This window comes from Streptomyces sp. NPDC097107 (assembly GCF_044762405.1).
GTDB classification, from domain to species: Bacteria; Actinomycetota; Actinomycetes; order Streptomycetales; family Streptomycetaceae; genus Streptomyces; species Streptomyces thinghirensis.
In genome coordinates this window covers 17,048-31,202 of the sequence record NZ_JBIWEF010000004.1, presented here as the reverse complement: position 1 = coordinate 31,202, position 14,155 = coordinate 17,048, and the positions used below count along the sequence as shown (strand labels likewise).

The following is a 14,155-nucleotide window of genomic DNA, read 5'->3' as shown; positions in this document are numbered from 1 at the left end:
TTACATCCTGGTGTACCTCCACCTCCGGCCAGCTGCCCCGGCTGCCGCCGCTTTGCCGCACCCGCCCCTTACCCTCGTACGCATGACCAGCGACGACACCGTGCAGCCCGGCCGCCCCCGCTCGATCGAGACCCTCGCCGAACTCGCCCCGGAGCAGACCGAAGCCGTCCTCGCCCTGCTCACCGAGGCCGCCCGCACCGACGGGCAGCAGGCCGTGTCCGAACAGGGCCGGCTGCAGCTGCGCGGCCCCGCGCGGGAGGGCATCGCGCACCTGCTGCTCAGCGTGAACGGCGGCGAACTCGTCGGCTACGCCCAGCTGGAGGGCACCGACCCGATCGAGCCCCCGGCCGCCGAACTGGTCGTCCACCCCTCGCACCGGGGGCAGGGACACGGGCGGGCGCTGGGTTCCGCTCTGCTCGCCGCCTCCGGCAAGCGGCTGCGGATCTGGGCGCACGGCGGCCACTCCGCCGCCCGGCATCTCGCGCAGGTGCTCGGGCTGACCCTGTTTCGCGAACTGCGGCAGATGCGGCGCCCGTTGGCCGACCTGGAGCTGCCGGACCCGCGTCTCCCCGAGGGCGTGACCGTGCGGACCTTCGTGCCGGGGCAGGACGACACCGCCTGGCTCGCGGTCAACGCCGCCGCCTTCGCCCACCACCCCGAGCAGGGCTCGCTCACGCAGCGGGACCTCGACGACCGCAAGGCCGAGGCCTGGTTCGACCCGGCGGGGTTCTTCCTGGCCGAGCGGGGCGGCGAGCTGATCGGCTTCCACTGGACCAAGGTGCACGCCGAGGAGCGGCTCGGTGAGGTGTACGTCCTCGGCATCCGTCCCGACATCCAGGGCGGCGGCCTCGGCAAGGCCCTCACCACGATCGGCCTGCGGCACCTGGCGGAGCAGGGACTGCCCACGGCGATGCTGTACGTCGACGCGGACAACAAGGCGGCGGTGTCCGTCTACGAACGCCTGGGCTTCGTCACCCACGAGACGGACCTGATGTACCGCACGGAGACGTGAGACGGCCCGGCCCTGGGCCGGTCCGCGCAACCGGCCGGTCCCGAGCCGGCCCACCGAACCCACCCGGCCCCGAACCGGGGCCGGTCCGCGCAACCGGCCGGTCCCGAGCCGGCCCACCGAACCCACCCGGCCCCGAACCAGCCGGTCCGAACCAGCCCACCGAACCGGCCGGCCCCGAACCAACCCACCCGACCCCGACCCGGCCCGCACAACCGACCGGCCCCGAACCAGCCCACCAAACCCACCCGGCCCCGAACCAGCCGGTCCGAACCAGCCCACCGAACCGGCCGGCCCCGAACCAACCCACCCGACCCCGCCCCGGCCCGCACAACCGACCGGCCCCGAACCAGCCCACCAAACCCACCCGGCCCCGAACCCACCCACCAAACCGACCGGTCCTGAGCCGCCCCGCCGACCCGGCCCAGACCTGAGCCGGCCCGCCAAACCGGCCGGTCCTGAGCCGACCGACCCGTCCGACCCGACCGGCCCCGCGCCGTCCCCGCGCCGTCCCTGCGCCGTCCCTGCGCCGTCCCTGCGCCGTCCCTGCGCCGGCCCGCCGAACCGGCCCGCGAAGCAGATCCGTCAAGCCGGTCCGCCAACCCCGCGCGACCGCCTCCCCCACCGCCCCAGCGGCTCCGGCCCGCACACCCCCCACACCACGGCCGCCGCCGCCAGCAGCACCGCCCACCGGTCGTGCGCCGCCGGCCACCGCGGGTCTTCGGGCGGCACGAACAACGCCCAGCCCTCCGGCGCCAGCAGCGGCACGAGGACCGCCGCGAGCAGCAGGGCCGCCGCGACGGACGGCCCCGGACGCGCCTCGTCCGTCAGCCGTACCGCCGTCGCGGCACCGGCGAGCGCCACTACGCCCAGTACCGCCGCCTCCACGGTGACGTCACCGGCCGGGGGCCGGGACGCCGAGGGGGCGAGCAGCAGTACGGCCGTCCACCACAGCGCGGCGAGCGGTGCGACCATGGCCACCCGCAGCGCCTGCCGCGGCGGGCGCCGGGTCGGGACCGGTGTGGTGAGGTCCCGGGCCGGGTCGTCCAGCAGGAAGGCCAGGCCGAGGGCGCCGATCAGGGCGACGCCCCGCAGGAGGGTGAGCGTCTCCCAGGAAGTGGGTTCCACGCCGGCGGCGTCCGGCGTCGCGGCGAGCAGCAGCCCGAGAGTGCCGGCCGCCGCCAGACCACGCCACGGCAACGTGCGCCACACCGGGCCGACGAGGGCCGGTGTCACTCCTCGCACGAGTCCGCCTTCTCCGGTCCGGCCACACCCAGCAGTTCGGCGGCCCGGGCCGTCGTGACGCCCGGCGAGGCCAGCTCGTCCCAGTGCGCCTTCACCTGCTCGCCGACACCGGCGGGCGGACTCTCCAGCAGGCGCCGTACGACGTCCGTCTGTCCCTCCGTCATGGACAGCGGGTCGGTGGGCGACAGGACGACCGCGGAACCCTGCGCACTGTCGTCGACGCGGACCCGGCGCAGGGCGTTCACCGGGTCGTCCTGCCAGCTCAGGGACAGCCACATGAGGGTGACCATCCGCCCGTCGCAGATCTCGCTGCCCGCCTCCTCGGTGCCCGCGACGAGGACGGCGGCGACGGCGCTGGAGAACTCGGGGACCCGGTTGCCGCCCCAGGAGGTGCCCACGGTCACCTGGTGGGCGTCGGTCAGCGCGGGGATCGCGGCGTCGCCCTCCATCCCGTACCGGGCGTCGATCCGCTGCCGTACGACGAGCCGCCGGTCGCGCGCGGAGCCGCCCGTGAGGGACTGGACCCGGTCCACGACCCCGGCCCAGGTGCCGGTGCGGGGCACCCACTCGGGGAAGGCGCAGTACGTCGACCGGCCGTGCTCGACGCAGGTCAGGTCGGGGCGTACCGAGGCGCGTTCGCGGGCCGCGGTCAGTTCCGGCGACGGCGCCGCACCTCCGGCCTGCATGACGCCGCCCGTCACCGCCAGTGCGAGGGTCAGGACGACACCCGCCCGGACGGCCAGGTTCCGCGCGCCGGCGACGAGCACCGCGAGGGAGGCCGCGCACAGGGCCGCGCCCGCCAGGTAGAGGGCGTGCCAGGCGGCCGGCCGTCCCAGCAGGTCGGAGGGCAGGGTGTTGGGGCTGACGTCGGCGACGACCGGCGCCAGCCAGGACAGCCCGCTCGCGCCGCCCGGCGCCGTACCGAGAACGAGCGTGAACAGCAGCAGGACCAGCACCAGCGGCGCGGCGGGCGCGGACCGGATCACCCGGGCCAGCAGCACCCCGAAGGTCCCGAACAGCAGCACCGTCAGCGGCCCGACGAGCAGCTCGGCCGGCGAACCGTGCCCGACCGCGCCCGGCTTGAACGCCTCCCAGGCGAACTGGCCGGCCACGCACACCGCGGTGAGCAGGGCGGCCGGCACGACGGACAGCGCGTGGGCCACCGTACGGCCCCAGGACGTCATCACCAGCACCGCGAAGTGGTTCTCGGTGCCGTGCCGTCCGGAGCGCAGGGCGGCGAGGTTGGCGGACAGCAGCACGGCGAGGCCGACGAGCATCGGCATGCTCTGGGTGGCGCGGTCGACGTCCTGCAACGCCGGATAGCCGTCCCAGGAGCTCCGCGTACGCCAGACGATCCACGCGACATACGCCACGAAGGCGATGACAACGGGGACGCTCAGCAGCAACCGGCGTGCCTCGAACCGGGCCAGGGCGAGCACGGCCCGCGCGCCGCCGCGCGGCCCGGTCTCCACGGCGGGCGGGGTCACGGTGAGTACGGCGCTCATGCGGACACACCCGCGTCGGCGCCGTCGAGGGCGAGCAGGTAGCCGTCCTCCAGGGTGGGGTCGACCAACTCCGCTCCGGCGGGCGGATCACCCACGTTCCGGAATGATCCGGTCCCGGTACGCCACCCGGCCTTCGCGCCCGCGTCCCGCTCCGTGCTGCTCCACACCCGCCCCGCGGCCCGCGCGGTCAGCTCGGCCGGGGTCCCGTCGAACCTCACGGCGCCGGCGGCCATGACGACCACCCGGTGGCAGAGCATCGCCACGTCCTCGGTCTGGTGGGTGGACAGCAGCACGGTCCGCCCCTCCCCCGCCCCGGCGATCAGCTCCCGGAACCGCATCCGCTGTTCCGGGTCCAGCCCGACGGTCGGCTCGTCGAGCACCAGGAACCCGGGGCCGCCCACCAGCGCGGCGGCGAGCGCCACCCGCTGCCGCATTCCCCCGGACAGCTTCTTGATCCTCCGCCCGCGCACGTCCGCCAGGTCGACCTCCTCCAGCACCCGCCGCACCTCACGGTGCCGGGCGCCACGGTCCGCCAGTTCCTTCAGGATCGCGACGTAGTCGACGAACTCGAAGGCGGTGAAGTCCGGATGGAAGCCGGGCGTCTGCGGCAGATAGCCGAGCCGCCGCCGCACCTCCTGCCGCCCGCTCGCGGTCCCGGGGTCGTGCCCGAGCACGGTGAAGGCCCCCCGGTCGGCGGGTACGGCGGTGGCGAGCACGCGCAGCAGCGTGGTCTTCCCGGCGCCGTTGGGCCCGAGCAGCCCGGTGACGCCCGGGGTCAGCCGCAGCGACACGTCGTCGAGGGCGCGGGTGCGGCCGTAGTGCAGGCTGAGCCCGGAGGCGGAAACGGTGGGGTGGTTCATACGGCACTCCCGTACACGGAAAGGACAAGGAAGAAGGCAGGACTCACGCGGCACCCCGCGCAAAGACGTCGAACCGGTCGCGGAACAGGAACAGCAGCCCGGCACCCAGCACGGCCACCACCCCGGACACGCCCTGCCCGGCCACCGTGAACGGCGCCAGCGGACTGTCCTCGGCCGCGCGCGCCGCGTCCGCGGTGAGCAGCACCGCCACCCACGTCCCCGCGACCACGGACGGCGCGAGAACCGGGCCCAGCCGGGGCGTCAGCGCGAGCCCGGTCGCGGTGAGGGCGAGCCCGGGCAGCAGCCAGGCCAGGGCGCGCAGCCCGTACCCCGGCAGGGCGAACGTCGCCAGCCCGTTCACCCCGAGCGCGACGGCCAGCACGGCGACCGTACGGATCATCAGCAGCCGGAAGCCGTGCATCGGTGAGACGACCGTCATCTCGTGCGTCGGATCCAGCGCGGGCCCGTAGGCGAGCGCCACGCCGGCCAGCGGCAGCAGCGGAGCGACGGCGAGGAAGAGTGCGGGCTTGCCGGCGGCGCCGGCCATGAGAGCGACGGCGAAGGTGATCAGCAGCACGGCGACGACCGCGCCGAGCCAGGACCGGCGCAGTACGGGGGTGGCCGCGAGCAGCCGCGCGGTGCCGTCACCGACGCCGCACCGCACCAGCAGCCCTTCGAACCAGCCCGGCCGGGGCGCGTCCAGCTCGGCGTCGAGCCGCTCCCACCCCGCCTCCAGAGCGGCGGCGTCACTCACCTCGGCGAGAACGCCGCGGCAGTACGCGCAGGCGGTCAGGTGGGCGTCGGCGGACCACAGCGCGGGCGCCGCCAGTCCGCCCCGGGCGTAGGCCCGCAGGTCGTCCTCGTCCACGTGCCAGGTCCTCCGGCGACGGCTGTCCTCGTCACTCATGCCAGCGCCTCCCGCAGCTGCCGGCGGGCGCGCATCGCCCGCGTCTTGACCGTGCCCGGCGGGATGCCGAGCAGGACGGCCGCCTCACGGGTGGTCAGCCCGTCGATGACGGTGGCCTGGAGCACCGCGCGCAGCTCCGGCGAGAGCCGTACGAGGGCGCCGGCGAGGTCGCCGTGCTCGACGCCGGCGAGCACCCGCTCCTCGGCGGAGGCCTCGTCGCGGTGCCGCAACCGGGCCAGGGCCTGCCGCAGCCGCCCCCGCGCCCCGTCGCCGCGCAGCACGTCGACCAGCCGCCGCGCCCCGATCCGCCACAGCCACCCCGCCACGTCGCCCTCCTGCCGGTAGCGCGCACTGCCGCGCCACACCGCCAGGAAGGTTTCCTGTACGACGTCGTCGACGACACCGGCGTCGGCGCAGCGGCCGCGCAGGCGTGCGGCCAGCCAGGGGGCGTACCTGCGGTACAGCTCCTCGAAGGCACGCCGGTCGGCATCGGCCGCGACGGCCCGCAGCAGCTCCCCGTCGCTTCTCGTTTCGCTCACGCCTCCTCATCGGACGGGCCCTGCCGATCGGTTCACACGATCGCAGGCGGAAATCCCGGACGGCGAACGTGGGCACGCCGTCCTGTGGCCCGACGCCCGGCCCGGGCGCTCGGCCGGGGCGCGGGGCCCGGGGCCCGGGGCCCGAGGCGCGGGGCGCGGGGCGCGGGGCGCGGGGCCCGAGGCGCGGGGCCCGAAGCCCGAAGCCCGAAGCCCGAAGCCCGAAGCCCGAAGCCCGAGGCCCGAGGCCCGAGGCCCGGGGCGCGGGGCGCGGGGCGCGGGCGCTGGCCGCCGCGAGCCGTCCCGTCACCCGACGCGGGCACGACCGCAGGCCGAATCCGCCCGAGCCGCCGCAGGCACCCGCACCATCGCCGGAGGCCCGCCGCTATCCCACGCGTCATGTCCTCGTAACCATTGATTCAGACAGCCTTGCGACGCTCACCGAATGAAGCCGACCGTGCCACCGGGAGCAGAGCATTCCGCGCCTTCCGACGCGCCTGTCCTGCGTGCGGCGCGGAAGAATGGGTTCATGAGGCAGCCGAACAGCCAGGCAGAGGTCCAGCACACGCAGCCCTCCGTGGGCTCCATCGCCGCGCACCGCCCGCACACCGTGGCCGCCACGGTCTCCGACCTGGAACCCGACATCGACGCGGACCTCGACGGGTACGAGGAGTCGGAGGAGTCCCAGGCCGGCGGCGCCCAGCTCCCGCAGGGCCGCTTCCTGGACCGCGAACGCAGCTGGCTCGCGTTCAACGAACGCGTGCTCGAACTGGCCGAGGACCCGGGCACTCCCCTCCTGGAGCGCGCCAACTTCCTCGCGATCTTCGCCAGCAACCTGGACGAGTTCTTCATGGTCCGCGTCGCCGGCCTCAAGCGCCGCATCGCGACCGGCGTCGCCACCCGCTCCGCCTCCGGCCTCCAGCCCCGCGAGGTCCTGGAGATGATCTGGGCCCGCTCCCGCGAACTCATGGCCCGGCACGCCGCCTGCTTCCACGAGGACGTCGCCCCGGCACTCGCCGAGCAGGGCATCCACCTGGTCCGCTGGAACGAACTCGCGGAGAAGGAGCAGGCCCGCCTCTTCACCCTCTTCCGGCACCAGATCTTCCCGGTCCTCACCCCCCTCGCGGTCGACCCGGCCCACCCCTTCCCGTACATCTCGGGCCTCTCCCTCAACCTCGCGGTCGTCGTCCGCAACCCGGTGACCGGCCACCGCCACTTCGCGCGGGTCAAGGTCCCCCCGCTGCTCTCCCGCTTCCTGGAGGCGTCCCCGGGCCGCTACGTCCCCATCGAGGACGTCATCGCCGCCCACCTCGAAGAACTGTTCCCCGGCATGGAGGTCCTGGAGCACCACGCCTTCCGCCTCACCCGCAACGAGGACCTGGAGGTGGAGGAGGACGACGCGGAGAACCTCCTCCAGGCCCTCGAGAAGGAACTCATGCGGCGGCGTTTCGGCCCGCCCGTACGCCTGGAGGTCGAGGAGTCCGTCGACCGCGAGGTCCTGGACCTCCTCGTCCGCGAGCTGAAGATCGGCGAGGCGGAGGTCTACCCGCTCCCCGGCCCCCTCGACCTCACGGGCCTCTTCCGCATCGCCGGCATCGACCGTCCGGAGCTGAAGTATCCGAAGTTCGTCGCCGGTACCCACCGCGACCTGGCCGAGGTCGAGTCCGCGTCCGCGCCGGACATCTTCGCCGCCCTCCGCGGCCGCGACGTGCTGCTCCACCACCCGTACGACTCCTTCTCCACCTCGGTACAGGCCTTCCTGGAACAGGCGGCGGCCGACCCGGACGTCCTCGCGATCAAGCAGACGCTGTACCGGACGTCCGGCGACTCCCCGATAGTCGACGCGCTCATCGACGCGGCCGAGTCCGGCAAGCAGGTCCTCGTCCTGGTTGAGATCAAGGCCCGCTTCGACGAGCACGCGAACATCAAGTGGGCCCGCAAGCTGGAGGAGTCCGGCTGCCACGTCGTCTACGGACTGGTCGGCCTGAAGACCCACTGCAAGCTGTCGCTCGTCGTCCGCCAGGAGGGCGAGACGCTACGCCGCTACAGCCACGTCGGCACCGGCAACTACCACCCGAAGACGGCCCGCCTCTACGAGGACCTCGGCCTGCTCACCGCCGACCCGCAGGTCGGCGCGGACCTCTCCGACCTGTTCAACCGCCTCTCCGGCTACTCCCGGCGCGAGACGTACCGCCGCCTCCTCGTCGCGCCCAAGTCGCTGCGCGACGGCCTGGTCTCCCGCATGCACAAGGAGATACAGCACCACCGCGCAGGCCGTCCCGCCTACATCCGCATCAAGGTCAACTCGATGGTCGACGAGGCCGTGATCGACGCGTGCTACCGCGCGTCCCAGGCGGGCGTTCCCGTCGACGTGTGGGTGCGCGGCATCTGCGCGCTGCGCCCGGACGTGACGGGCCTGTCGGAGAACATCCGGGTCCGTTCGGTTCTCGGCCGCTTCCTCGAACACTCGCGCGTCTTCGCGTTCGGCAACGGCGGTGAGCCCGAGGTCTGGTTCGGCAGCGCCGACATGATGCACCGCAACCTCGACCGCCGCATAGAGGCCCTGGTCCGGGTCACCGACCCGGCCCACCGGGCGGCCCTCAACCGGATGCTGGAGACCGGCATGTCCGACGGCACCGCCTCCTGGCACCTCGGCTCGGACGGTGAGTGGACCCGGCACGCGACCGACGCGGACGGCTCGCCCCTGCGCAACGTCCAGGAGATGCTCATAGACGCCCGGAGGCGCCGGCGTGGCACAGCGACACCTTGACCCGACGGACCCCACCGCCACGGCCACGGCCGCTGCCGGCCCGCCGGTGCCCGCGGACCCGGACGCCCTCGCGGGCTACCTGCGTGCCCAGGCCACGGAGTTCCTCCGCGCCCTGCGCCAGCACCGGGAATCGGGCACGGGCACACACGGCGGGAACGGCGCGCACGGCGCGCGCCGCTCGGACCGGGCGGCCCCGGACGCGGCTCCCGTTGACGCGGCCCGCGCCCTGCGCCGCGCCGCCCGCCGTCTCAGCGGCACCCTGCACACCTTCCAGCCCCTGCTGGACGCCGACTGGGCGGAGGGCATGCGCCCCGAGCTGGCGTGGCTGTCCGGCACGCTGGCGATGGAGCACGCGTACGCGTCCCGCCTGGAACGCCTGCTCCAGGCCCTGCACCGGCTGTCCGGTTCGTCGGCGTTCCCGGCCCAGCAGACGGCAGGCCGGGCCACCGACGCCGTGTCCGCCGCCGTGCCCGCCGCCCACCCGGCGCCCCCGGAGCGCGGCAGCCTCACCGTGGGCGCGGCCAAGGCGGGCGCGCTGCTCGACCGCCAGCTGACCCTGGCCCGCACCCGCGCGCACTCCACCGCCCTCCAGGCCCTGGGCAGCAGCCGCTTCCACGCCGTCGCCGACAAGGTCGCCCTGCTGGCGAGCGAGGTCCCGCTGAGGACCACCGGACCCGCCACGTCCGGGACCCGGACCGCCGCCGCGAACAACGCCGCCTCCCCCGCCGGCCTCCGCCCCCTGGCCGCCGCCGCGGAGAACCGCCTCACCGACGCCGTGGCCGCACTGCCCCTCGTCACCGCGGGGAGCCCGTACAACGCGGAGGCGCTGGTCCACGGCCTCTCCCCGGACCCCGTCGCCCACCCCCAGGACGCTCCGTGGCACCAGGTCCGGCTGCTGCTGCGCCTGCACCGGTACGCACTCGAAGTACTCGCCGGCGAGGAGACCGAGGACTCCGGTGACGTACGCCTCCTGGCCGCCGGCGAGGCCCTGAACCGCCACCGCGACGCCGCGGAGGCCGCGGCGGCCGCGGCCCAGGCCGCCCGTACGCCGCGCATCGCGCCCGCGACGGCGTACGCGCTCGGTGTGCTCCACGCCGATCAGCGGCATGAGGTGGAGGCGGCGAGGTACGCGTTCCAGCACAGCTGGCGCAAGGAACCCATCAGGCTGCCGTAGGGGCATCGGGCCGCCGCACGACCACCCGGCCACCGCACGACCCACCAGGCCACCGCACGACCACCCGGCCACCGCAGGACGGAGGCATGAGCGCTCGTGAGTCCCGCAGACGACACCACCGTCCGCGCGGCCGGCTGCGTCCTGTGGCGCCCCGCCCCCGGTACGTCCTCCCCCGGCTCCCCCGGCCTGGAGCTCTGCCTCGTCCACCGCCCGAAGTACGACGACTGGTCGCACCCGAAGGGCAAGCTCAAGCCCGGCGAGGACCCGCTCGCGGGCGCCCTGCGCGAGGTGGCGGAGGAGACGGGGTACGCCGCCGCACCGGGCCCCGAGCTGCCCACCGTGCGCTACCTCGCGGACGGCCGCCCCAAGGAAGTCCGGTACTGGACGGCCGCGGCCACCACCGGAGCCTTCGCCCCGTCCGACGAGGTCGACCGCATCCTGTGGCTGGAGCCCGCGGCAGCCCGCGCCCGCCTCACCCGGCCGCACGACCGGACCCTCGTCGACGCCCTGCTCGCCACGCATCCGACCGGGACCACTCCGTGTCCTTGACGTAAGCGTTCCGTTACCTCACCGCACCGTCCACAGGGGTTCACCCCCCGTTCATTTATGCCCTTCGGCGGCTTCACCTCTTCTGCCTAATTTCGGCCTTACCCGATACGGGGCGCTTCCCGAAAACGCGTCCGTATCGCCCCAGTCCTGATCGTCTTCAACGCCACTCCTCGCACGCCGCCGGATTCAGGACGGCGGCTCCTGGAAGGAACTCCCTCAGTGAAGCTTCAGCGCATGAACCGGCGGGCCCTCGCTCTCGGTGCTCTCGCCGTCTCCGGCGCCCTGGCCCTCACGGCGTGCGGCTCCGACGACACCGGCGGCGGCAGCGGCGGGGACGCCAGCGCCGCCGCCGACAGCAACATCAAGTGCGACGACGCCAAGGGCCAGCTGCAGGCCTCCGGCTCCTCCGCCCAGAAGAACGCGATCGACGCCTGGGTCAAGCAGTACGTCTCCGCCTGCCGGGATGTACAGATCAACTACAACCCGACCGGCTCCGGCGCGGGCATCACCGCGTTCCTCCAGGGCCAGACCGCCTTCGCCGGCTCGGACTCCGCGCTGAAGCCCGAGGAGATCGAGCAGTCCAAGAAGGTCTGCAAGGACGGCCAGGCCATCGACCTGCCGATGGTCGGCGGCCCGATCGCCGTGGGCTTCAACGTCCCCGGCGTCGACTCGCTCGTCCTGGACGCCCCGACGCTCGCCAAGATCTTCGACAGCAAGATCAGCAACTGGAACGACCCGGCGCTCGCCAAGCTCAACCCCGAGGCCAAGCTGCCCGACCTCAAGATCCAGGCCTTCCACCGCTCGGACGAGTCCGGCACCACGGACAACTTCACCAAGTACCTGAAGGACGCCGCGCCGGACGACTGGAAGTACGAGGGCGGCAAGTCCTGGGAGGCCAAGGGCGGCCAGTCCGCCAGCGGCTCCTCCGGCCTCGCCCAGCAGGTGAAGCAGGTCTCGGGCTCCATCTCGTACTTCGAGCTGTCGTACGCCAAGGACGGCATGAAGACCGTCGACGTCAAGACCGAGGCCGCCGAACCGGTCAAGGCCACCGTCGAGAACGCCACCGCGGCCATCGGCGCCGCCAAGGTCGTCGGCACCGGCAAGGACCTCGCGCTGGAGCTGGACTACACGCCCACCGCCGACGGCGCCTACCCGCTCGTCCTGGTGACGTACGAGGTCGTCTGCGACAAGGGCAACAAGGCCGAGAGCCTGCCCGCCACCAAGTCCTTCCTGAACTACATGGCCTCGGAGGACGGCCAGGGCCTGCTGAAGGAGGCCGGCTACGCCCCGATGCCCACCGAGATCATCACCAAGGTCCGCGAGACCGTCTCGGGCCTGAGCTGACCCGAGTGCGGTCCGGCCTCCTCGCGGGGGCCGGACCGCACCGTCCGGTGCACCGCCGCCAGGAGCCCCCGAGTCGGACGGCTCCGCCCGAGCCGCCGCGTACGGCGGCTCCGCAGACCGGAGAAACCCGATGGACATAACCACTGACCCCCAGAAGCCCGCACCAGCCCCCGTACCGCACCAGCCCCCCGGGAAGGACGCCCAGCGCGCCGCACGCGGCGCCACCCGCCCCGGCGACCGGATCTTCCTCGGGCTCTCCCGCGGTTCCGGCATCTTCGTGCTGGTCATCATGGCCGCCATCGCGGCCTTCCTGACCTACCGCGCCTCGATCGCGCTCAGCAAGAACGAGGCCAACTTCTTCACCACCCTCGACTGGAACCCCACCGGCACGCCGCCGGAGTTCGGCATCGCGGTCCTGGCCTTCGGCACCGTCGTGTCGTCGGTCATCGCCATGGCCGTCGCGGTCCCGATCGCGGTCGGCATCGCCCTGTTCATCACGCACTACGCGCCGCGCAAGCTGGGCGGCCTGATCGGGTACGTGATCGACCTGCTCGCCGCCGTGCCCTCGATCGTCTACGGCCTGTGGGGCGCGCTCGTCCTCGTGCCGCACATGGAGGGGCTCTTCGGCTGGCTGGACGAGTACCTCGGCTGGACCGGCGTCTTCGAGTGGAACCAGGGCGCGCCGCGCTCGCTGTTCACCGTGGGCATCCTGCTCGCGATCATGATCCTGCCGATCATCACCAACGTCAGCCGTGAGGTCTTCCGGCAGGTCCCGCGCATGCACGAGGAAGCCGCACTGGCCCTCGGCGCCACGCGCTGGGAGGTCATCCGCATGTCGGTGCTGCCCTTCGGCCGCTCCGGCGTCATCTCCGCCTCGATGCTCGGGCTCGGCCGCGCGCTCGGCGAGACGATGGCCGTGGCGATGGTGCTCTCCTCGAGCTTCGACATCAACCTCAGCCTGCTCGACACGGGCGGCGGCACCTTCGCCCAGAACATCGCCAGCAAGTTCAACGAGGCGACCGTGATGGGCCGTGACGCGCTGATCGCCTCCGGTCTCGTCCTCTTCGTCATCACCCTGCTGGTCAACGGTGCGGCCCGGATGATCATCGGACGCCGCAAGGAGTACTCGGGGGCCAACGCATGAGCAACGCAACTCTTACCCCCAAGAGCCGCAGCTCCCTGCGCGGCGCCACGCTGCCCAAGTGGTTCCTCTGGGCGGTCGCCGCCGGCTCGATCGCGGCCGGCCTGGGCATCAGCGCCGCGGCCGGGCTGAACAGCAGCATCCAGTGGGCCCTGATCGCCGCGGTCCTCTTCGTCCTGGGCACCTACGCCATCTCGGCGCGCGTCGAGGGCGGGCGCCAGGCCAAGGACCGGGTGGCGACCAGCATGGTGTGGGTCGCGTTCATCGTGGCCGTGATCCCGCTGGCCTCCCTGGTCTGGGCGACCGTCAAGCGCGGTGTGCAGGTCCTCGACGGCTACTTCCTCACCCACTCGATGGGCGTCGTCGCCGACGCCGAGGTGGGCGGCGGCATCTACCACGCCATCCTCGGCACCCTGGAGCAGGTCGGCATCGCCACCCTGATCTCCGTGCCGGTCGGTGTGCTGACCGCGATCTACCTGGTCGAGTACGGCGGCGGCAAGCTCGCCAAGGCCGTCACCTTCTTCGTCGACGTCATGACGGGCATCCCGTCCATCGTCGCCGGCCTGTTCATCCTCAGTACGTGGATCCTGATGCTGGACATGGGACCGTCCGGCTTCGCCGGCTCGCTCGCCCTGTCGATCCTGATGATCCCGGTGGTCGTCCGCTCCACCGAGGAGATGCTCAAGCTCGTCCCGAACGAGCTGCGCGAGGCGTCCCTGGCGCTCGGCGTGCCGAAGTGGCGCACGATCCTGAAGGTGGTCCTGCCGACGTCGGTCGGCGGCATCACCACCGGCGTCATGCTGGCGGTCGCCCGCATCACCGGTGAGACGGCCCCCGTGCTGCTGCTGGTCTGGGGAACGGACTTCATCAACGCGAACCCGTTCCAGGACCCGCAGGAATCACTGCCGATGTACATCTATCTGCAGTTCTCCAACAGCGGCGGCTACGGCGCGGCCTACGACCGTGCCTGGGCGGCGGCCCTGACGCTCATCGCCTTCATCATGATCCTCAACCTCGCGGCCCGCGGCATCGCCCGCTGGAAGGCCCCGAAGACGGGTCGCTGACGCGGCCAGAGCAACAACAGTCAGCGCCCCGGACACGCGAAAGAAGAAGTG

12 protein-coding genes are annotated in these 14,155 nt (G+C 73.3%); 7 read left to right on the top strand and 5 right to left on the bottom strand.

What is annotated here, in order from left to right; translation table 11 throughout:
* Nucleotides 1-82: 82 nt before the first annotated feature.
* A complete protein-coding gene (mshD, locus tag ACIQ1J_RS10305; RefSeq protein WP_403555878.1) occupies nucleotides 83-1,012 on the top strand; it encodes a mycothiol synthase in 930 nt (309 codons plus the stop codon).
* 582 nt (nucleotides 1,013-1,594) lie between these two features.
* On the opposite strand, the gene ACIQ1J_RS10300 is transcribed toward mshD, so the two are convergent.
* The 5 genes from ACIQ1J_RS10300 to ACIQ1J_RS10280 are packed head-to-tail and all read right to left on the bottom strand — an operon-like array spanning nucleotide 1,595 to nucleotide 6,065.
* Entirely contained in the window at nucleotides 1,595-2,254 is a 660-nt protein-coding gene (locus ACIQ1J_RS10300) for an ABC transporter (protein WP_403555876.1), read from the bottom strand.
* Nucleotides 2,242-3,759 (bottom strand): ABC transporter permease, encoded by a 1,518-nt coding sequence (locus ACIQ1J_RS10295; protein ID WP_403555874.1) that lies wholly within the window; start codon nucleotides 3,757-3,759, stop codon nucleotides 2,242-2,244. The genes ACIQ1J_RS10300 and ACIQ1J_RS10295 overlap by 13 nt, the downstream gene beginning before the upstream one ends.
* A complete protein-coding gene (locus ACIQ1J_RS10290) occupies nucleotides 3,756-4,619 on the bottom strand; it encodes an ABC transporter ATP-binding protein (RefSeq protein ID WP_403555872.1) in 864 nt (287 codons plus the stop codon). Before ACIQ1J_RS10290 ends, ACIQ1J_RS10295 begins: the two co-directional genes overlap by 4 nt.
* Before the next feature lie 43 nt (nucleotides 4,620-4,662).
* The gene (locus ACIQ1J_RS10285; RefSeq protein ID WP_403555870.1) at nucleotides 4,663-5,526 is read right to left on the bottom strand and encodes a zf-HC2 domain-containing protein; all 864 of its coding nucleotides are present in this window, start codon (nucleotides 5,524-5,526) and stop codon (nucleotides 4,663-4,665) included.
* On the bottom strand, nucleotides 5,523-6,065 hold the full coding sequence (locus tag ACIQ1J_RS10280; protein ID WP_403555868.1) for an RNA polymerase sigma factor: 543 nt from the start codon (nucleotides 6,063-6,065) through the stop codon (nucleotides 5,523-5,525). Before ACIQ1J_RS10280 ends, ACIQ1J_RS10285 begins: the two co-directional genes overlap by 4 nt.
* A gap of 526 nt (nucleotides 6,066-6,591) precedes the next feature.
* Between ACIQ1J_RS10280 and ACIQ1J_RS10275 the strand changes: the two genes are divergently transcribed.
* From ACIQ1J_RS10275 to pstA, 6 genes are all read left to right on the top strand, one after another.
* Nucleotides 6,592-8,832 carry an RNA degradosome polyphosphate kinase gene (locus tag ACIQ1J_RS10275; protein ID WP_403555866.1) on the top strand — a complete coding sequence of 747 codons (2,241 nt, stop codon included), beginning with the start codon at nucleotides 6,592-6,594 and terminating at the stop codon, nucleotides 8,830-8,832.
* On the top strand, nucleotides 8,813-10,006 hold the full coding sequence (locus ACIQ1J_RS10270; protein ID WP_403555864.1) for a CHAD domain-containing protein: 1,194 nt from the start codon (nucleotides 8,813-8,815) through the stop codon (nucleotides 10,004-10,006). The genes ACIQ1J_RS10275 and ACIQ1J_RS10270 overlap by 20 nt, the downstream gene beginning before the upstream one ends.
* A gap of 96 nt (nucleotides 10,007-10,102) precedes the next feature.
* Complete coding sequence (locus tag ACIQ1J_RS10265) at nucleotides 10,103-10,555, top strand: NUDIX hydrolase (RefSeq protein WP_403555862.1); 453 nt, start codon at nucleotides 10,103-10,105, stop codon at nucleotides 10,553-10,555.
* A gap of 219 nt (nucleotides 10,556-10,774) precedes the next feature.
* Nucleotides 10,775-11,899 (top strand): phosphate ABC transporter substrate-binding protein PstS, encoded by a 1,125-nt coding sequence (gene pstS / locus ACIQ1J_RS10260; RefSeq protein ID WP_403555860.1) that lies wholly within the window; start codon nucleotides 10,775-10,777, stop codon nucleotides 11,897-11,899.
* 130 nt (nucleotides 11,900-12,029) lie between these two features.
* On the top strand, nucleotides 12,030-13,043 hold the full coding sequence (gene pstC, locus ACIQ1J_RS10255) for a phosphate ABC transporter permease subunit PstC (RefSeq protein WP_403555858.1): 1,014 nt from the start codon (nucleotides 12,030-12,032) through the stop codon (nucleotides 13,041-13,043).
* A complete protein-coding gene (gene pstA, locus ACIQ1J_RS10250) occupies nucleotides 13,040-14,104 on the top strand; it encodes a phosphate ABC transporter permease PstA (RefSeq protein ID WP_403555856.1) in 1,065 nt (354 codons plus the stop codon). The genes pstC and pstA overlap by 4 nt, the downstream gene beginning before the upstream one ends.
* Nucleotides 14,105-14,155: the final 51 nt, after the last annotated feature.

What these genes read in the sequence shown, in the direction of transcription:
- ACIQ1J_RS10275 (WP_403555866.1), top strand. Translation starts at nt 6,592, where the DNA reads ATGAGGCAGCCGAACAGCCAGGCAGAGGTCCAGCACACGCAGCCCTCC.
- ACIQ1J_RS10290 (WP_403555872.1), bottom strand. Translation starts at nt 4,619, where the DNA reads ATGAACCACCCCACCGTTTCCGCCTCCGGGCTCAGCCTGCACTACGGC.
- pstA (WP_403555856.1), top strand. Translation starts at nt 13,040, where the DNA reads ATGAGCAACGCAACTCTTACCCCCAAGAGCCGCAGCTCCCTGCGCGGC.
- pstC (WP_403555858.1), top strand. Translation starts at nt 12,030, where the DNA reads ATGGACATAACCACTGACCCCCAGAAGCCCGCACCAGCCCCCGTACCG.
- mshD (WP_403555878.1), top strand. Translation starts at nt 83, where the DNA reads ATGACCAGCGACGACACCGTGCAGCCCGGCCGCCCCCGCTCGATCGAG.
- ACIQ1J_RS10295 (WP_403555874.1), bottom strand. Translation starts at nt 3,759, where the DNA reads ATGAGCGCCGTACTCACCGTGACCCCGCCCGCCGTGGAGACCGGGCCG.
- ACIQ1J_RS10285 (WP_403555870.1), bottom strand. Translation starts at nt 5,526, where the DNA reads ATGAGTGACGAGGACAGCCGTCGCCGGAGGACCTGGCACGTGGACGAG.